Origin of the sequence: Cohnella silvisoli, from assembly GCF_021190915.1 — a bacterium.
Lineage (GTDB): Bacteria > Bacillota > Bacilli > Paenibacillales > Paenibacillaceae > Cohnella > Cohnella silvisoli.
Map to the genome: position 1 here is coordinate 24,457 of NZ_JAIOAP010000015.1, position 18,168 is coordinate 42,624.

Below are 18,168 nucleotides of genomic sequence, written 5' to 3' on the forward strand. Positions count from 1 at the left end.
TTTTTTAATCTTGAAGGAACAGGTACAAAAGCACAACGTGTAAAAGCAGCAACGCGGGCATCCCGAACACGAACGAGGGGTGTTTCGTCTTATGCCGCCATATTCTCATCGCGACAATGGCCCCCGCCGCTCCCCCGATAGCCGCCCAGAGAAACAGCGTCCTCTCGGGCACCCTTCTTCCATGCTTGCGCGCCTGCGACTTATCGTATGCCATTAAAGATAAAGTAATAAGGTTAACAACGATCCCGATTGCAATCCAATATTGTGCATTCATTTATTAGCTAGCCTCGTTTCCCTGAAATCAATCCATTTTAATCTTACAGAAGTCTGAGAGAGAAACAAGTGTATTTTCCACGCTTCTTATCTGTGAACAAAAAAACCTCTGAACCGCAGCATCGCGATTCAGAGGGCATAAACGAGCATGTTTGACGGACGAACAGTAACACTTAAGCGGAAACTTGATTACATGCCGTTAAAGTAAACAACGTATGGATTAGACCCCTCAGATGTCTTGAGTCCATTCCATCCTGCGGCATCGGTAATGATATTCGGCTGGAAAGTCATCGCATAAGTTTTGTTAGCTTGCAGCTCATCGACTAGTCTAAGCACAACTTCGGTAACGACTTTTCCAGTATCGTTAAGCTCATCGAAATCAATGTTCACCGTGCCGCCGTCTTTTTCCCGAATACGGAATGCGGATTCATCCACATTCTTGACTGGCTCGCTGAACATCACCTTGATTTGTTTGCGGCCAAGCGCGATTACCTGTGACACGAAGGGGTCGCGATTAATTATATCCGTGCCGGCGAATGTATATCGATCCGCGTTATTCGTGGTTACTAGCTCCGCCACTCCCGATATTTTCGCGACATATACGTGACCTTCACGAAACAGATTCGGATTGGTCTCTTTGTTACGGAATTGGATAGTCACTGCTCTATCGCTTCCCCATTTGCGTCTTGAATAAGATTGCCAGTCCGTCCATGCCACTGGAGTTCCATCTTCATTGATTATCGTCAATTTGAAATTTTTCACATCCGTATCCGTCAAGGCACGATTAAAGGTAACATCCAACGTATTGCGATCGGTCGGCTGCACGCTCTGCAAAACAATCGGGCTTCCCGGATTGGCAACTCCTCCAAACCTCCAATTCGTGGAAGGATCCATTACATTACCCACCATATCAGGAATGTTCGCGATCGTTAACGTATATAACGTGGCATCTTGTTGAGCGGATGTTTTCAAGGTGACGGTTCGACCATCGCTATCAATTACCGCTTGAATGACCGACAGTCCTTTATCGATGCTATACCGATCGTTAAGCACTGCGTATTCAGGCCTGATCTTCTCGCTGAATTTAACGGTTATCGTCGCATTAGCATTAATTTGCACTGAGGTTACTTTAGGCTTGGTATTATCGTTAGAGCCCACAAAATACAAATCGCTGCGGGTATCCATCACGTTGCCTGCCAAATCTTTGACATTGCGGATCGTAAGCTGGTAGGTCTTTCCATCCACAGGCTCGGAAGTCGTAAAGATTACCTTCCGTTGGTCGGAGGAAATCTGAATCGTTGTTAGTTTCAAACCGTTATTGAGCATGTAGTTGGAGGCGTTGGTCGCGGTGCTCGTGTCTACAGGCTCCGAGAACGTAATCTCCACAGTCCGATTCGTGTTGCTGACCATGGAAGTGACTTGCGGTTTAGTCGTATCATCCGGAATAGTAACGTAATTCCATCCAACGCCATCCACGTATAAGGTGTGAGTTACGCCTCCGACTAGCCGATCGGTCCACAAGGTGACCGACATCCCGTCTTGGCTTAATGTCGCTTGCTGAATGCTTCTTTTATTTCCGTAATTATCCTTTAACAAAAACCTGCTTATATCTGCGTTGTCGGTCCATTGCTGTAAATTCACCCGCACGGATTGGTACGAAAGCGGCTCAACCGATCGAACGTGCAGCGGCTCGACGTGCGTATCCTCATATACGGCATAGGCAGCTTCAACCAATAGAGCCCGAGACGCGTCCATTGTATAATCGCTTAGTTGCGGGATCAGCTTACGATCCAATGCCAAGCTGACGGCTCCTCTTGCCCACTTGGATACCGTACCGGTAACCGGCGTAGATCCGCCGCCCGACAACCCGTAACTTCTAACGAAAACCGCTGCGAGTTGCTCCACCGTGACGTTCTGCATCGGCGAGAACACCTTGTTTCCTGTTCCTCCCATCAGTTTGGCGCGAGTGACCGCTTCAATTTCCTGATAAGACCATCGCGTTTTCAGAACATCGTCGTAACTCGGCGACGACAGCGTTGACGGAAGCTCCAACAATCGGAATAATATCGCTGCCAGTTGCTCCCGAGACATGGATTCATACAATCTAGAGCTGCCATCGGCAAATCCGGTGAAAATATTTTTCTGCTTCAATACATCGAACTTCTGCTCCGTAGTTAAATTCGACGCTCCCGCAACCGTAAACGGCACGCTAAACAGCATCAGCAAAGAAAGCAAACTCACAATGATTCTTTTCATCCCGCTACCTCCTCTTGTCCGCCCTAGTTTGGCTCGGTTCAGTTGCGGCGGTTCAAACTATTTGACGCAGAGAAGATACGTTTTGTTTCGTTAATGAGAAAAATTTTAAAATTTTGAAACGATATGGAGCATGTCCAGGAGGTGATCTCCTCCGTTGATTGCTGCTGCGTTCGAATTAATCGAATTTTTAGTGCAATTCCTCGCCGATGCTCCGACTTTACAGGAATTAATCCAATTTTTAGTGTAATCCCCCGCCGATGCCCCTCCCACACAGGAATTAATCCAATTTTTAGTGCAATTCCTCGCCGATACCCCTCCCACACAGGAATTAATCCAATTTTTAGTGTAATCCCCCGCCGATGCCCCTCCCACACAGGAATTAATCCAATTTTTAGTGCAATTCCTCGCCGACGCCTCTTCCACACAGGAATTAATCCAATTTTTAGTACAATTCCTCGCCGATGACCCTCCCGCACAGGAATTAATCCAATTTTTAGTGCAATTCCTCGCCGATGCCCCTCCCACACAGGAATTAATCCAATTTTTAGTGCAATTCCTCGCCGATGCCCCTCCCACAGAGGAACTGATTGAAATTATAGAGTAACTCCCTTCCGCGGCCCCTACTTTTGACGATATAGAAGAGACGCCGCCTTTTCAGTAATCATGAACTCATGGCATCTAGCCATACCACCTCCAATGGAAAAGACCAAGCCTTTGGATTCTAAATCTCGTAATACTTTTCTGCATGTCTCTTTGTTATGCTGAAGCATACGCTTACGTCCGCGATACGAAAAGGTTTATTGCGAAACAAAGCAAATCTGATTACCTCCCGTTCATAAACGGGCAACTGGTGCAAACCTACCCCCTCCGCATTTCCGATTCGGCCGATTAACTCGTACAGGTTTCGTTGGCAGAAATCCGGTTTTTTCTCAAGCTCATCCCGACTATACGGAAAATACGTGTATCCAAGCGCTGCAACGGAACGCGCGCGTGCCCTTTCGAACGAGAAACGTTCTCTTGTAATCATCTCCGCGTGCGTGACAAAGTTTTCCTCCTCGAACACGGTCCGTATTAGTGGGTTAAATACGTCGCCGTATATTTTCACGCCTGACAGACTTACCATCTCATACTCGAGCACCAAACCCTTGAACGAACCGAGTACCGGCAGCAGCACCATCTCCAACAGTTTTTTTGTTCCCGTCAAATCCCTCTGAAGCATCTCCAACCTCTGCCCGCCAGCACCTCGAACTTGCTCATTCCAAAATCCTTCATACTCCTTCTCGAACACCCTAATCGCCTCCTTGAGAAAAATAAAACGCCGCCCGCTCCGGTTAAAAGGAACGAACGGCGTGTGCTTCACGCTTAAAAGCTTAATATGTGTTTACGATACCGAATTCTGAGCTGCTTGGCAAGCTTCTTATGTGTTCACGATACCGAATTCAAGGCTGCTTGGCAAGCTTCTTATGTGTCACGATACCGAATTCAAGGCTGCTTGGCAAGCTTCTTTCACTCTTTCTGAATCATTTCTGAACTCAGGTTCTCCCATTAAACCCTAGAAAACCAATTAGGAAAATGCCTGCGGGGGTTCATCGCTATCCGGCCGTTCGCGAGGCGCAGCCAGGTCGTAAAACCTTCCCGAAGCTTCAATTGAATGACGCGCGCTCCTTTGGGATATAACAACCTGCCATAGGTGTTATAACCGGTGCACCGCCCATAGCATAGCCGGATGCCATTCAGCTCTCCGATGTAATCATTGGTATGATCGTGGCCGCAGAACGTACCCATCACACCTCCCGATTCCACCATCGCCGCGAACAGACCCGAGTTAAGCATTGGAGCATGCACTTTCTCGTAACGATGACCATAACACGTATTATAGTTCCATACTTGACGATATTCCGGAAGAGGGATATGGAAGAATGCGAGAGAAGGCACGGGAACTCCACCATGCTGCTGTTGCAATTCACGGGACTGCGACCGGAACCAATTCACTTGGCTGTTGCGTATCCAGTCGTAACCGCGGACGGATGGCAGAGCCGAGTAATCGCCGCTATCGAGAAAATAAAGAGCCGCGGCTACTTCCCCGTGCGAATCCGACACCCGAACGATGAAATTGCCGACTCCGTCCACTTCCGGAGGACCCGCTTCAGCCAGCGAACCTACATACTCTAGCTGCACTTTCATCAATTGTTCCTTCGTCACTTCCTGCTCGCAGTCATGATTACCGAATATCGAAACCCAAGGAATACCGCTCCCCTCGGCAACCGCAATCGCATTCCGGAATGATTGTATAGGATCCTTGCAACGCAAGCTTTCAATCACATCGCCGGTAAATACGATAAGATCCGGCTTTTCCTGCATAATGATTCTTTCCATAAGCGCCTGGGTACGCCTATCCCGCTGATCCCCGTTTTTCCAATGGAGGTCGGTGAACTGTACGATCTTGAAAGTTCCGTCCAGGCGATAACGCATAGTTTTGTTCATGGAATACCTCGCAGTTGGATAACTACTACTCTCTTAGCGCGTCGTATAACCTGCTAGACATGTGGGAAGTCGAGCTAGCTTGGCTCGATTGCAACGCTTTTCTCGTTTTCTGAAGCTCCTCTTTGAGCCGATGATTTTCCTCCTGGAGAGCTCGCGCAACGTCTTCATCAGCACGACCCGAAGATAGCTTCACTCCATTTGCGTAATAACTGTCAGCATCATATATCCTAAAAGCGACCTCGGCCTCGGCAAAACCCAGCGATCGTACATGCCGATCAATGCATTCAGCGGCGAGATCTCTAACAGACTGCCCGCGGTCAAACCAATTCACTTCAACGAACGGGTACGAGGGAACGATTTCCCCGTCGAATACCGCACTCGTATTTAAGCATTCTAGCAAAATATGATCGGCAGGGCATTGGCATAAACCGGCTAGTTCCGCCACTAAAGCTTTACTAATAACACGGATTTGATGGGGAGAAACTCCCCGTATAAGCAAGTGAGGCATCTAATAGGTACTCCTTCGTTATATGCGTTCAGGTTTCATCATAGCTCAGATCTCGCGTACGATTTTACTCCTTTTCGTTAAAACCGACAAGCATTGCCCATTGCAAAGGAAGAATCGATTGCGGTATGATCGTAACAAACATGGAGGTGTTTCAGAAAATGGGTATATCGAAAAACAAGCAACGCAGGCGTAAAACGGAACAGGCGGGTCTTAACAATCCCGAAATGAGCCGAATTCAATGGCATCGCAAACCGCATACACAGGTCGTACAGAACAAGAAAGCAGAACAGCGCCGAACGCAATGCCGACACAAGGGCAGCCGCGACGGCGCTGATTTTATTATAGCCGGTTAAAGAGAATGCGACGACTCATCACGACTCATAATTGTATTTTTTCCTGGCATAGCGCTCCAACAGATTAACGAACCCATATATAATGACGGATAGAAGCGCCAGCATCATAATGCTGACCATGACTAAATTCATCTGGAATACTTGACCGCCATAAATGATCAAATAACCGAGCCCCGCTTTAGAGGACAGAAACTCCCCCATCACGACTCCAACAAGCGTTAAACCAACATTTACCTTTAACGTCGCTATGAAATGAGGAACGCTTGCGGGCAGCAGCACCATCTGTAGCATCTGATATCGCGTGGCTCCGAAAGACTCCATGAGCTTGAGTTTCGTCCTGCTGATTTCCTTAAATCCGCTCTCGACCATAATGATAGTCACAATGATGGATATCGCAACCGCCATACCATATATCGAATAACGATCACCCAGCCAAATATAGAAAATCGGGCCGAGAGCGACCTTAGGCAGCGCATTAAGCACGACGATATAAGGCTCTAGCACTTTGGAAGCAAATGTCGACCACCAGAAAACGACGGCGATGGCCGTTCCCAGCAACATCGAGATGACGATTCCGATCAAGGACTCTAAGCCGGAAATCCAAGTATGCCTAAGCAAGCTTCCGTCGAAAGCCAACTCGCGGAAGGAAGCTAGAAGCTGCGAAGGTTTACTCGTCAGCATCGGATCGATCCACTTCCATCTGGCTGCGAATTCCCACAAAATAACGAAAGCCGCAAGTATCGACAAGCGGGCAAGACCGATCAACCGCAGCTTACGCTTCTGGACTTTGAGGTAGTTGTCATACAGAGGTGACGACATGCTCCTCCAACTCCTTCCAGATCGCGTTAAAATACTGATTGTATCGGCCAGCCTCCCGTTTTTTCCAAGGAGACAAATCGTTGCCTTCATCGAACGTAATCGAATAGACAGTGGATATCGTGCTCGGCCGCTTCGACATAACCATGACCCTATCCGCCATACTGATCGCTTCAGACAGATCGTGGGTGACGAGAACCGCCGTTTTCCCCTGATCCTTAATAATGTGGAATACTTCTTCCGATAGCGTCAGCCGAGTCTGGTAATCCACCGCGGAGAACGGTTCGTCGAGCAGCAAAATATCCGGTTCCGCTACCAGCGTTCGTATCAAGGCTACCCGCTGGCGCATACCCCCGGATAGTTGCGAGGGACTGTGATTCACAAACTCCCTTAATCCGTAGCGCTTGAGCAATTCATATGCCTTCCGCTTCGCGGTTCCCCGGTGCATTCTGCGAATTTCCGCTCCGACTATCAGATTGCTAAGCACGTCTCGCCATTCGAACAAATGGTCGTGCTGCAGCATGTAGCCCACCTTCGGGGAGGTGCCGGACACCTCGGTGCCGTTGATCATGACCTTCCCCTTAGTCGGCTTAAGCATTCCGGAAATCAAGCTGAGCAGCGTGCTCTTCCCGCAGCCGCTCGGCCCTACAATGCTGATGAATTCACCAGGTTCGATCGATAAGTTAATATCGCGCAATGCCTCGGTCTCTTGCTTCAGGGTAAAATAACTCAACCCTACGTCTCTCAGCTCGATTTGCGCCATAACGTCATCATTCCGATTTTCCGATATTTTTTACGAAGCTCATATCCACAATATCGTCCATGTTTGTCACTTTCGCATCGGCTTTCAGCACGCCGTTCTCTATGAGCACTTTTTGCAGCGTTTCGAATTGCTCTTTGGTCAATTCCGGGTTCGTCGACCAAGTTCCTTGACTCTTATATCGCTCGACGGATTGAATAATGAGGTCTTCGGGCGTCCCCTCGAAAAACGGCTTTAATGCTTTCGTGATTTCATCGTTTGATGCATTACTTAGCCACTTGGCGCCTTGGGCAACCGCGTTAGAGAATTTCTGAATGATTTCGGGATTTTTTTTAATGAAATCCGACGTTGCTACATAAGAGGTTTCCGGGAAAGGTCCAAATGCCTCGCCCAAGGAAGCGACGAAATAAGCCTTGCCTTCCTTCACCAACGTGGATGCTACCGGCTCGAACAATTGGATGAAATCTCCCTGTCCGCTGGTAAACGCGCCTGCCATGGCTGGAGCGGCGATATTCGTAACGACTTTGACATCCGACACCTTTTCCTTGAGCAAGGTGGAATTCAAAACCATTTGAGGGGCGCTTCCGGGCCTCCAACCGATAATCGTTTTGCCTTGCAAGTCGCTCCACTTAAAGTTGCCGAGCTTCTCGCGGGACAGGAGGAACGAACCGTCTCTGGAAGTGAGCTGGTGGAAGACCTTAAGCGTCTTATCCCCTTTTTGATTGTAAATGTAGATGCTCGTTTCCGGTCCGACCAAAGAGATGTCCGCCGTGCCGGCAATCAAAGCGGCGGCCCCCTTATCCGATCCTTGAGCCGTGTTCATGTCTACATTCAGCCCTTGATCTTTGAAAAACCCTTGGGACATAGCCACATAATGGGGTGCGTAGAAAATAGAATGGATGACTTCCGAGAATTTGACGGTTGCTAATTCTTTTTTGTCGTTTTTGTTATTGCCGCACGCTGCGGCTAAAATCAGAAGCATGGCACAAAGGAGCAGCAAGGACGTTTTTTTCACAATCGTCATGATGGATTCTCCCTCTCATTGGCTTTCTTAATAATGAAAACCGGTATGCAAAATAAGCCTTGATTAAGTTAATATCTTATTCAAAGCTTAACTCGCGTGTTCTATTTTTGGATCAAGCAGGAAAACAAACTAATCCTTAATAACAACACCAAGTAAGTGGGCAAAAGAACGCACCTGATCCGAAGTCACAATACAGCCTTGCAGTCCTTCCAACGTTATACCAATGGATTGAAATTCGCAGCTGCTCAAATCGATCCCTGCCAGCTTCGCGCCGGAGAATTGCGTCTGATCGAGACCCGTTTCGGTGAACTCTACTTTCGATAGGACAGCCTGATAGTAATCCGCCTTATCGAAGTTGCTCTGCTGAAAGCTAACTTGCTTTAGATCTGCAAACCGATAAACCGAGTATTGACCGTTGCATTGATCGAACTTGACGTTACGCATCGTCGAATTCGATAGATCAAATCCTAGCATCTTGCAATTGTTGAATTCAACCCGGTGCAAGATGGAATCGCGGAAGTTCGCGTTCGACAGATCGCATCGGTTAAATACGACGTCCGTTAACTCGGCTCTCTCCAAATTGATCTGATCAAACACGATATTCTCGAAAATAACGCGATCGAAGCTCACTTTGTCAGCCGTTTGATTGGCTATCGTTCCTTGGGAGAATCGGCCGTTCTCGAAGGCCTGCTTATCTTGAATTTCGTAATCCTCAGCCGTAAGTGAAGCTAGCTGGTCGGGAATTCTGGGACCATCCAAAGTGCTCTTTTCCTTCTTTGTTGCCATAAAATATGCCTCCAATTGCGTGATAATTAAGGCTATGTTCCGCGCGCTTGTTGCTTAGATGGCTATGGCAGGAGAATTAGTCGATTATTTCGAGTAACCAATATGACGTTACCGTCGCCGACAAGAATTCCCTGCAACTGGGTCTTTTCTCGAGGACTTAATCGATTATTTCGAGTAATTCCCTGCAACTGGGCCTTTTCTTGAGGAATTAATCGATTTAATCGAGTAACTCCCAGCAATTGGGCCTTTTCTTGAGGAATTAATCGGTTTCTTCGAGTAACTCCCAGCAATTGGGCCATTTTTTGAGGAATTAATCGATTATTTCGAGTAACTCCCAGCTTCTATCATAACCACCGAGAGGACGCTCTTCAAGCGATGCTAAGAGCTAAGGGGGCGGTGAATCGGTGACTTCTTGATCTCCTGTCAAAAAAACCTACTTTTGGAGATTGAATTATGTTAAAATAAAATAAAATAGAACATATGTTCTATTTTACGGCAAGTTAGGCGTCTCTTCACGGACGCAAGCGATCGCGGCAGCGCAGGATTTACGGTTACTTCAAGAGGAATGATCCCCGACGACTTACAGCACATATAGCAAAATAGCGAAAAAATGCATGACCGAGCCAGCAACGACGAACAAATGCCACACCGCATGATGGTATGGGAAACCGCGCCAAATGTAGAACACGGAGCCGACCGTATAGAGCAGCCCTCCGATGATCAGTAGACGAATCCCTCCTGGCATTAACAAGCTTTGAAGCGGATGCCAGGCAAAGACGATCAGCCAGCCCATCATGACGTAGAAAAGCGTGGACAATACGAGAAATTTTTTCGTGAAAAAGGCTTTGAAAACGACGCCCGCAACCGCAAGCCCCCACACGATTCCGAATAAAGTCCATCCGAGCGGGCTGCGCAGGGTGACGAGCAGCAGCGGCGTATAGGTGCCGGCGATGAATAAATAGATACACGAGTGATCGAACGTCTCGAACAAATCCTTGACCTTGCCCTCCGGAAAAGAATGAACGAGCGTGGACGACGTGTAAAGCAGCAGCATCGTGACGCCAAATATCGTGAAGCTCACGACGTGCCAAGCCGTTCCTTCCAAGCTTGCGAATACGATCAGCAGCACGAGTCCGGCAATGCTGAGCAACGTTCCTATGCCGTGAGTGATCGCGTTGGCGATCTCTTCTCTTTTCGTATATACATGTGTATCTGCCATTGTTGTACCGCCTTTCTCTTAGCTGTGAACCTTCCAGTTGCTATTCGCCTGAGCATAAACGATGCCCTGCTTCGTTAAGTATTCGGCAATAATCTCCGTCATGTCAACCGTGACTTCCCGGACGATCATCTTGCCGCGGAACATTCGGTAATTGCCGCCTCCGGATGCTCGGTAGTGGTTCATGACTACCTCGAATTCGCCTTGCGGATCAATCGGTTGCCCTTTGTATTTCAATCCCTCGATGCGGCTCCCAACAGGGCGCGACACGTTAATCGCATATTCAATGCCTTCCCACATGTCGTAATTGTAATGCTGCGGCTTCGGATAGAGGTAGGAAGGATCAACGTTGATGGGGCCGCCCCCTTCAGAACGAGCAAAGTAAGCTGCCGTCCATTCCAAAGCTTCCCTGATATCCTCGCCGCTCAGAAGCAATACCTTAAGCGTATTCGGATAAGGGTAATTAGCCGTCACCTCGCGCATCGATACTAATGGACCAAACCCTGGAGCTAGGTTATCGAACAAAGAGGTGCATGAAATCGATACTACTGCCGCTTCCATCTGGATCCGATTAATGAGCTCCACCAGCGGGTGCTCGATTAGACGCGCAGCCATAGGATCGACGATTCGCATCTCTCCCCTAACTTCGCATAAAGGCTGATCAAGCCAACGCTGAGTGTTATCTTCGCTCGCCTGCACCCTCTCAATCCAAGAAGGATCCGCTTGTGCCTCACTCGCCTCGCGAAGTCGGGAACGACGGGCATTCACGCCCCATGCTCTATCCACGTTTTTCATCAACTCCAGCTTTATTTCAATGAGACAACTCCCCTGATAACCTGGCTGTACGACCCACGTATTCCGAATCTGCACCCCCACTATTCTCTGATGCTGGTGTCCGGTAATAAGAACGTCAATGCCTTCGACTTCCTCGCATAACCGCCAACCTTCGTTCTCGCCGGTCTGTTCCTCTAATTCTTCGCCTGTGCGAGCATCGCGCTCTAACCCTCCATGATAGGACACGATGACGATATCGGCACCCTCTGTTTTTTTCATATACGGAACCCATCGCTTAGCCGCATCCACTGCGGATTCAAAGGACAAGCCATCAATGTGAACAGGTTGCTCCCAATGGGGGATGTACTGCGTCGTTAATCCAAGCAAACCAACCTTGGCACCGCCCGGCATAGTAAATATTCGATAGGGGCATCCAAAATACGGCTCATCCGTCTCTTTGTTCAATACATTAGCGGACAGCCATGGATAGGCGGATTCCTTCCACGCTCGGTTAACGAAAGAAAGCCCGTAATTGAATTCATGGTTACCCGGGATAAAAGCGTCAAGCCCAAGTCTGTTCATTATAGCAACGATCGGATGGGCGGCAGTCTGGTCCAAGCAAGCATGATAATAAGCAAAAGGAGTTCCCTGTAACAAATCCCCGTTATCGATGACCAATACATTTTCCTGTTCGCGGCGCGTCTCCTCTATCATAGATGCGAGCTTCAACAGCCCGTATTCAGTGGCTTCGTTATCTACGTAACGGATCGGGAGAACATGCCCATGTATGTCGCTCGTTGCCAGCACGGTAAGTTGGACGGCTTGAATGTCGTTCACCCTATATCATCCCTTTCAACCCACTATTTATTTGTTAACGGAAAATTTTACAATTGAATGACTAGATTTAATACTTAGCGCCAATTACCAAAATAGTTCGCTGTTAGATTAATGGTTGTAGTACCCATTCTTGCCTATAGAAAGAGGAGGAGACAGAAATCATGCTTAACCGTTTACCGAAATTGCGTTTAGTGCTCATCGTCTCGATCGTACTGCTCATCATCGCCGGGTGCGGCAACAAGAACAACAACTCGGACGCGAGCGTGGAACCGTCCACCAGCCCAGAGTCGACGGCTAGCGAGCAATCAACGACAAGTGAAGAAGCCAGCTCGAGCCCGGAAGAAACAGGTTATGTACCAACGGAATTAACCGTGCAATTCGTGCCTTCTCAAAATGCCGAAACGCTTGAGGCTAAAGCGAAGCCGCTTGAGAAGCTGCTGTCCGATAAACTGGGCATTCCCGTCAAAGTCAGCGTATCGACTGATTACAACACAATCATCGAGGCGATGCAATCCAAGAAGGTAGACGTTGGTTTCCTGCCTCCTAACACTTATATTCAAGCTAAGGAAATGGGCGCGGCTGAGGTTATATTGCAGGCGCAACGTTTCGGCGTTAACGAAAAGGATGGAACCCCGACGACTGAATTGGTGGACAGCTACAAATCGATGATTATCGTTAAAGCCGACTCCGGCATCAAGACATTAGCGGATCTTAAAGGCAAGAAAATCGCTTGGCAAAGCGTAACCTCTTCCGCCGGTTATGTGTACCCGGCAGTCGAGCTGAAAAAAGCGGGTATCGATCCGAATACGGACGTCACCAGCATTGAAATGAAAGGCCACGACAAAGGCGTATTGGCGGTACTGAATGGCGATGCGGACGCGGCGGCGGTTTTCCAGGATGCCCGCAACATTGTCAAAAAAGATGTTCCGGACATCTTCGACAAAGTCGTTCCGATTCACTTCACGGCTCCGATTCCGAACGATACCATTTCCGTCCGCTCGGATATGAGCAAAGAGTGGATCGCCAAGATCCAAGACGCTTTCATCAGCTTAGGCAATAACGAAGACAGCCATAAAATCATTTTTGAAATTTACTCCCACGAAGGTTATGTGAAGAGTGACGACAGCAAGTTCGACTCCGCGCGCGAATATGCTAAAGCATTGCAATAATAAGCGACAAACAGGCCCGGACGGCCTGAAGCCCAATCGATATGGGGCCTCTGACCGTCCGGGTTTTTCATACCTATGATCTACCTTGTACCAGCCTGCGCCTAAGCATCCCGGATATCCAGTCGATTAAGGTTACCAATACAATAATACCGAGCAGTATGATCCCTACCCTGCTCCACGTTCGGCCTTCCATGGCGAAGATCAGCGGCGTCCCGATTCCTCCTGCACCTACTGCGCCGAGTATGGCCGCGGAACGGACGTTGATCTCCAAGCGGAATAAGGCAAAGGAAAGATAGCTTGGTATGGCTTGCGGTACGATAGCGTACCAAATCGTCTGCAGCCTGTTCGCTCCACAGGCTTTCAACGCCTCGGAAGGTCCCATGTCCAAATCCTCGATCGCTTCCGAATTCAGCTTGCCGAGCATCCCAATCGAGTTGATTCCGATCGTCAACACCCCGGCGAACGCTCCCGGTCCTACCGCTTTGATAAAGATGATCGCCATAATAATGTCCGGAAACGTACGAATGAGGCTTAAAGTGAACGTAGATGCCCCCGAGAATAGTCTAGTACGGACTAGATTTCGTGAAGCCCACAAGGCGAATGGAATCGTAAGAATGACGGATATGGAAGTTCCGAGCAGCGCAATCGCTAGAGTCTCGCCCAGCCCTCGCAACAAATCTTCTCCTTCTGCCAAGTAGACGTAATCCCAATCCGGATGAAACAAACCCTTAAAGATCGCTTGGATAATTTGCCATGCCGTTTGTTTGATTCCCGTAAACGGGATACCCGAGAATGCCCATGCATATACCACGATCACAGAAGCCAGCACCAGCCACATTTTCCAACGGGTATAGAACGGTTTGGTCATATGAGTTTCCCCCTGATTCTGGAGCTCACCGTATCAATGGCTAGAACGATAACGAGGGTAAACAAAATGATGATGAACGTTTGATCGTAGCGGAACATCCCGAGCGTTCGGTTCAAGTAGATTCCGATGCCTCCCGCTCCCACGATTCCGAGAATAGCCGCGGCTCTTATATTAATCTCGAACATATACATGGCAAACCCGATAAACTGCGCCATGACTTGCGGAATAACGCCGAAATGAATCCATTGAAGCTTATTGGCCCCAACGGCGGTCATCGCTTCCATAGGTCCGTTATCAATCGTTTCGATCGCTTCGTAAGCCCATTTGGACAAAATTCCAAACGAAAAGAACGACAGCGCAAGCGTGCCTGCGAGAGGTCCATAACCGAATACGGCGGCAAAAAGAGCGGCAAACAGCAAATCCGGTATCGTTCGCGTTAAATTCAGGATTAATCTAGCCGGAGTCCGCAATAGCCACATCCTAGTTACGTTACTCGCTGCAAGAAAGGAAATCGGGAAAGCGACGATTGCCCCGAAGGTCGTTCCAAGAATGGCCATTTGCACTGTCTCTACCATCGGTTTGATAACGACTCCGATGTAGTCCCAATCCGGGGGAAACATCTTCGCGATAAACTTGCCCATTTCCGGAATTCCATCGATCAATTCGTTGATATCTACCTCCGTCTCCCATGCGCTTAACCAGACGAGGGCGATTAACAAAGCGAAGGTCATCCCTTTTTTCAAACTCGGGGACGGTTTTTGGGGGTAGCCCTCAGATGGCTTCATCCGTTTTCCCTCCCAACCGCTCGGCTTCCGAAACCGGACGGCCATAGATGGCGGAGAAAACGTCATCCGTCGCTTCGGCTGCCGTTCCGTCGAACACGATCTCTCCTGCCCTCACGCCGATAATCCGCGTTGCATACTCTCTGGCCAGATCAATATAGTGCAAGTTAACGACGGTCGTGATGCCCATCTCGCGGTTAATCCTCTGCAGATCGTCCATCACTTGACGGGTCGTCAGCGGATCAAGGGAAGCAACCGGCTCATCCGCGAGAATGATCGTCGCTTCCTGAGCTAGCGCCCTAGCGATCGAAACGCGCTGCTGTTGGCCGCCGGACAGCTGATCGGCCCGTTGATAAGCCTTCTCCAGCATGTTAACCCGCTTCAGCGCGCCGAAAGCTAAATCCATATCATGCTTGGGAAATAGGCCGAGTAACGTACGAAACGTCGAACGGTAGCCGACTCTTCCAGCAAGCACGTTGCGGAGTACCGTGGAACGCTTCACTAGATTAAAGCTTTGGAAGATCATGCCGATGCCTCGCCGCATGACCCTAAGCTGTCGTCCTTCCGCAGACGTTATCGACTTGCCGCTTATGAAGATTTCTCCCGAGGTAATTTCGTGCAGCCGATTGATGGAACGGAGCAACGTAGATTTGCCCGCTCCCGATAGGCCCACGATTACGACGAATTCGCCGGGTTCGATTTTCAAGTCGATGTTGTTCAATCCGACCGTTCCGCCGGGATACACTTTACTAACCTTCCTAAATTCTATCATCGTTTATGCAAACCTCCGCTATGAATGCTGTCTATATATGTCGAACGCTATGCGCGCGAGCGGCATTCCTAGCAGTATTTCGGCGTGGCGCAGAGTAATCCTCCGGGATTTTGTAATTTAACAAACCCTTTACAGTTGTGCGTATCTTTTAACGTGCGCATAACCTAACAGCCCTGCAAATAGCGAATATTATTAATAATCATATGAAAATGAACCCACTGAAAAAACAATGCGAGAAGTTAACTTTCGTTAATCGTTTGACGGATTTTCTTTTGCTAGAATGAGAGCTGAATAGGTAGGATTGAAGGAGGATTTGCGCATGAAAAGGTTTATAGTCGCGAAAACAGCGGTCGCGAAGATGGCACATTCCATCCGCTCGACACGGCTACACGGGCGGAAGCAGCAGTCACGATATACAAGCTGCTGGAAGCTTTGCATATGTAACTAAGAAAAAGTCACCAGAGAAGGCTGCCGATTCATTACTTCGGCAATAAAAACAGTCGCAGAGTACCGGCGGTCATGCCGGTGCCCTGCGACTGTTTGGCACGTATCGGATTGAGAAACTTAGTTCATTGGGCTTCCTCATCGGCCGAGGGACCATACATGCCCGGTACCGGAATATCGAGAAGCCGCAAGTATACCCCGAGCTGCGCCCGGTGGTGGACCATGTGGCTTAATCCGAAGGTGCGGAGCGCGATCGCCCGCGGCTCGCGGAGGATGATATGGTTGCCGTGGCGCAGCGTCCATTCCTCGCCGAGCGTTTTCTCGTCGCATTCGGCGAGCAGCTTTTCAAACTTACCGAAGTTCGCGTCGAACTCCTCCAGAACGTCAACGCGTTTTTCCAAAGGCTCCCGCCGCAGCGGCACGGTCGATAGATCGAACTCCGGGTACTGAAGAATCGCGATTTGCCAGTTCAGCAGGTTGATCAGGTGCGTGGCCAGCCCGCCGAGCGTCATCGATTTCTCGTGCGGCTTCCACGACATATGCTCCTCGGGCAAGCGTTCCAGAATGCGGCGCGTAGCAGCCAGTTCATGCGTTGCGTCGCCGACGATCAGTTGTTTAACCATAAATTCCTCTCCTCCCTTATGGTTTAGCATACTATAAATTCCGATCGAGTGGAAAGCTCTAGTCCCGGTCGTTTGACGTTCGGTCGTTCGGAATGGTTCGACGTTAGCTAGTACTTGAGTTCATCGAGGGTCGCGCCTTGGGCAATGCGCGACCCAATCTTGGCGACGTTGTTCCTTTTTCGTCAATAGGCAACCTTCTCTTTTTCTTGCAACCAACATATTATTCCAATCGTCCAATGTGTTATAGGAGTGATATTGGGTGCAACTAAAAATAAAAAATCTAATTAGATCAAGAATCTTTTGGTGCCTAATTTGTCTTGCGGCAATTGATATAACTCTAGTTGTTTTACAAGAAAATCACTACTACATCATTATTCTACTGAAAACTGGATACACATATCCCTTGTTATTCAACATGATTATTATTTCCTTACTGGGTTTCCTCAGTAAATATAAGTGGCTATTAATCTTCTCTCTAATGATTTTACCCATTCTGATTTTTCATTAATATTCATTCTTTTCACCGCGTCGACAGAGTATGAATATCTAAAATCACCCAAAGGCACAGAAACTTTAATTATGAAATATTGGGAATCAAGTCTAAGTACGAATAACTACGTTTGTAAGTTCTATCAAGGGGTCGACTCCATGGGGCTGTTGGCCAAAAAAATAGATCAGCATTTGTTTGTCAGCAACAGATCCGATAAAGTAAACGAAACCTCCGATGTGTTAGGATTACATAAACCAAAGTGGATTAATGAAATAACAGTTCTTTTTCCGACGGAAGATGGGGAACAGAGAATTATGCTAGATTGAGACAAAGAAAACAGATCAAGTAATGGTGCACACCATTACTTGATCTGTTTTACGTAGGGCTTGCTGAACGACGAAAAACGACTGCAAACCGCATATTAACTAGGGTTTTGGGCTTCATATGTCGAAATCATATACAAAGGAAACCCCAGAAAATATCACGAAAACTTTGCAGATGGTGTGACGGAATTGTTCAAGCCGACCGCCCATCTTGAAAATCAATTGATCATGCCAGGCAATTTTTTTTCTGCCTTTCGGCGGAAAGCTGGACGAAGAAAATCGTTGGGTTCAGTTGGCGCGGCTGGTGCCGTGGGCAGAAGCCGAGAAAAAATACGGACAGTTTTTCAAAGACACCTTCCGCGGACAGCAAACGATCAGTCTGCGCATGGGACTTGGCGCGCTCATCATCCAAGAGAGAATGCAGTTGACGGACAGAAAAACTTTGGAGTCGATCAGCGAAAATCCATACATGCAATACTTCATTGGTCTGTCCGGATTCGTCATGAAGCAGCCCTTTCATCACTCCATGATGACGCATTTTCGTAAGCGTCTTGCGGATGTGCTTGCTGAACTAAATGAGATCATCGCCTCCGTACGCGACAGAATAAAC

General features: G+C 48.4%; 19 protein-coding genes and 1 pseudogene. 5 read left to right on the plus strand and 15 right to left on the minus strand.

Annotated features, from left to right (window positions below):
- Positions 1–4: 4 nt before the first annotated feature.
- The 5 genes from K7P76_RS24090 to K7P76_RS24110 all read right to left on the minus strand — a co-directional run bounded on the left by K7P76_RS24090 (position 5) and on the right by K7P76_RS24110 (position 5,521).
- Positions 5–274 carry a DUF1294 domain-containing protein gene (locus tag K7P76_RS24090; protein ID WP_232187922.1) on the minus strand — a complete coding sequence of 90 codons (270 nt, stop codon included), beginning with the start codon at positions 272–274 and terminating at the stop codon, positions 5–7.
- A gap of 188 nt (positions 275–462) precedes the next feature.
- Entirely contained in the window at positions 463–2,529 is a 2,067-nt protein-coding gene (locus K7P76_RS24095; protein WP_232187923.1) for an Ig-like domain-containing protein, read from the minus strand.
- A 721-nt stretch (positions 2,530–3,250) separates the two neighbouring features.
- The gene (locus K7P76_RS24100; RefSeq protein WP_232187924.1) at positions 3,251–3,817 is read right to left on the minus strand and encodes a hypothetical protein; all 567 of its coding nucleotides are present in this window, start codon (positions 3,815–3,817) and stop codon (positions 3,251–3,253) included.
- 257 nt (positions 3,818–4,074) lie between these two features.
- Positions 4,075–5,013: a metallophosphoesterase family protein gene (locus K7P76_RS24105; protein ID WP_232187925.1), complete on the minus strand. Its 939-nt coding sequence runs from the start codon at positions 5,011–5,013 to the stop codon at positions 4,075–4,077.
- 25 nt (positions 5,014–5,038) lie between these two features.
- The gene (locus tag K7P76_RS24110) at positions 5,039–5,521 is read right to left on the minus strand and encodes a DUF1904 family protein (protein ID WP_232187926.1); all 483 of its coding nucleotides are present in this window, start codon (positions 5,519–5,521) and stop codon (positions 5,039–5,041) included.
- Between the two features lie 158 nt (positions 5,522–5,679).
- Here K7P76_RS24110 and brfA point away from each other — a divergent pair, with 158 nt between their 5' ends.
- Positions 5,680–5,874 (plus strand): ribosome rescue factor BrfA, encoded by a 195-nt coding sequence (gene brfA, locus K7P76_RS24115; RefSeq protein ID WP_232187927.1) that lies wholly within the window; start codon positions 5,680–5,682, stop codon positions 5,872–5,874.
- A gap of 18 nt (positions 5,875–5,892) precedes the next feature.
- On the opposite strand, the gene K7P76_RS24120 is transcribed toward brfA, so the two are convergent.
- From K7P76_RS24120 to K7P76_RS24145, 6 genes are all read right to left on the minus strand, one after another.
- On the minus strand, positions 5,893–6,693 hold the full coding sequence (locus K7P76_RS24120) for an ABC transporter permease (protein ID WP_232187928.1): 801 nt from the start codon (positions 6,691–6,693) through the stop codon (positions 5,893–5,895).
- Positions 6,674–7,453 carry an ABC transporter ATP-binding protein gene (locus tag K7P76_RS24125; protein WP_232187929.1) on the minus strand — a complete coding sequence of 260 codons (780 nt, stop codon included), beginning with the start codon at positions 7,451–7,453 and terminating at the stop codon, positions 6,674–6,676. The genes K7P76_RS24120 and K7P76_RS24125 overlap by 20 nt, the downstream gene beginning before the upstream one ends.
- Before the next feature lie 7 nt (positions 7,454–7,460).
- A complete protein-coding gene (locus K7P76_RS24130) occupies positions 7,461–8,474 on the minus strand; it encodes an ABC transporter substrate-binding protein (RefSeq protein ID WP_232187930.1) in 1,014 nt (337 codons plus the stop codon).
- A 129-nt stretch (positions 8,475–8,603) separates the two neighbouring features.
- Entirely contained in the window at positions 8,604–9,260 is a 657-nt protein-coding gene (locus K7P76_RS24135; RefSeq protein WP_232187931.1) for a pentapeptide repeat-containing protein, read from the minus strand.
- Positions 9,261–9,840: 580 nt separating this feature from the next.
- On the minus strand, positions 9,841–10,479 hold the full coding sequence (gene trhA / locus K7P76_RS24140; protein WP_232187932.1) for a PAQR family membrane homeostasis protein TrhA: 639 nt from the start codon (positions 10,477–10,479) through the stop codon (positions 9,841–9,843).
- An 18-nt stretch (positions 10,480–10,497) separates the two neighbouring features.
- Positions 10,498–12,087, minus strand: a complete 1,590-nt coding sequence (locus tag K7P76_RS24145) for a bifunctional metallophosphatase/5'-nucleotidase (RefSeq protein ID WP_232187933.1) — start codon at positions 12,085–12,087, stop codon at positions 10,498–10,500.
- A 161-nt stretch (positions 12,088–12,248) separates the two neighbouring features.
- Here K7P76_RS24145 and K7P76_RS24150 point away from each other — a divergent pair, with 161 nt between their 5' ends.
- On the plus strand, positions 12,249–13,256 hold the full coding sequence (locus K7P76_RS24150; protein ID WP_232187934.1) for a phosphate/phosphite/phosphonate ABC transporter substrate-binding protein: 1,008 nt from the start codon (positions 12,249–12,251) through the stop codon (positions 13,254–13,256).
- Positions 13,257–13,329: 73 nt separating this feature from the next.
- Here K7P76_RS24150 and phnE (K7P76_RS24155) read toward each other — a convergent pair whose 3' ends face one another.
- The 3 genes from phnE (K7P76_RS24155) to phnC are packed head-to-tail and all read right to left on the minus strand — an operon-like array spanning position 13,330 to position 15,678.
- Complete coding sequence (phnE, locus tag K7P76_RS24155) at positions 13,330–14,124, minus strand: phosphonate ABC transporter, permease protein PhnE (protein WP_232187935.1); 795 nt, start codon at positions 14,122–14,124, stop codon at positions 13,330–13,332.
- Complete coding sequence (gene phnE, locus K7P76_RS24160; RefSeq protein WP_232187936.1) at positions 14,121–14,909, minus strand: phosphonate ABC transporter, permease protein PhnE; 789 nt, start codon at positions 14,907–14,909, stop codon at positions 14,121–14,123. Before phnE (K7P76_RS24160) ends, phnE (K7P76_RS24155) begins: the two co-directional genes overlap by 4 nt.
- The gene (gene phnC, locus K7P76_RS24165; RefSeq protein ID WP_232187937.1) at positions 14,896–15,678 is read right to left on the minus strand and encodes a phosphonate ABC transporter ATP-binding protein; all 783 of its coding nucleotides are present in this window, start codon (positions 15,676–15,678) and stop codon (positions 14,896–14,898) included. Before phnC ends, phnE (K7P76_RS24160) begins: the two co-directional genes overlap by 14 nt.
- 300 nt (positions 15,679–15,978) lie before the next feature.
- On the opposite strand from phnC, the gene K7P76_RS33755 reads away from it, so the two are divergent.
- A complete protein-coding gene (locus K7P76_RS33755; protein WP_373692485.1) occupies positions 15,979–16,122 on the plus strand; it encodes an S-layer homology domain-containing protein in 144 nt (47 codons plus the stop codon).
- 125 nt (positions 16,123–16,247) lie between these two features.
- Here the strand turns inward: K7P76_RS33755 and K7P76_RS24170 are convergent, their stop codons facing one another.
- Entirely contained in the window at positions 16,248–16,745 is a 498-nt protein-coding gene (locus K7P76_RS24170) for a DinB family protein (protein ID WP_232187938.1), read from the minus strand.
- Positions 16,746–17,393: 648 nt separating this feature from the next.
- On the opposite strand from K7P76_RS24170, the gene K7P76_RS24175 reads away from it, so the two are divergent.
- Positions 17,394–17,561 (plus strand): hypothetical protein, encoded by a 168-nt coding sequence (locus tag K7P76_RS24175; protein ID WP_232187939.1) that lies wholly within the window; start codon positions 17,394–17,396, stop codon positions 17,559–17,561.
- Between the two features lie 186 nt (positions 17,562–17,747).
- Positions 17,748–18,150: pseudogene (locus tag K7P76_RS24180) on the plus strand (transposase); the annotation flags it as partial.
- Positions 18,151–18,168 lie beyond the last annotated feature (18 nt).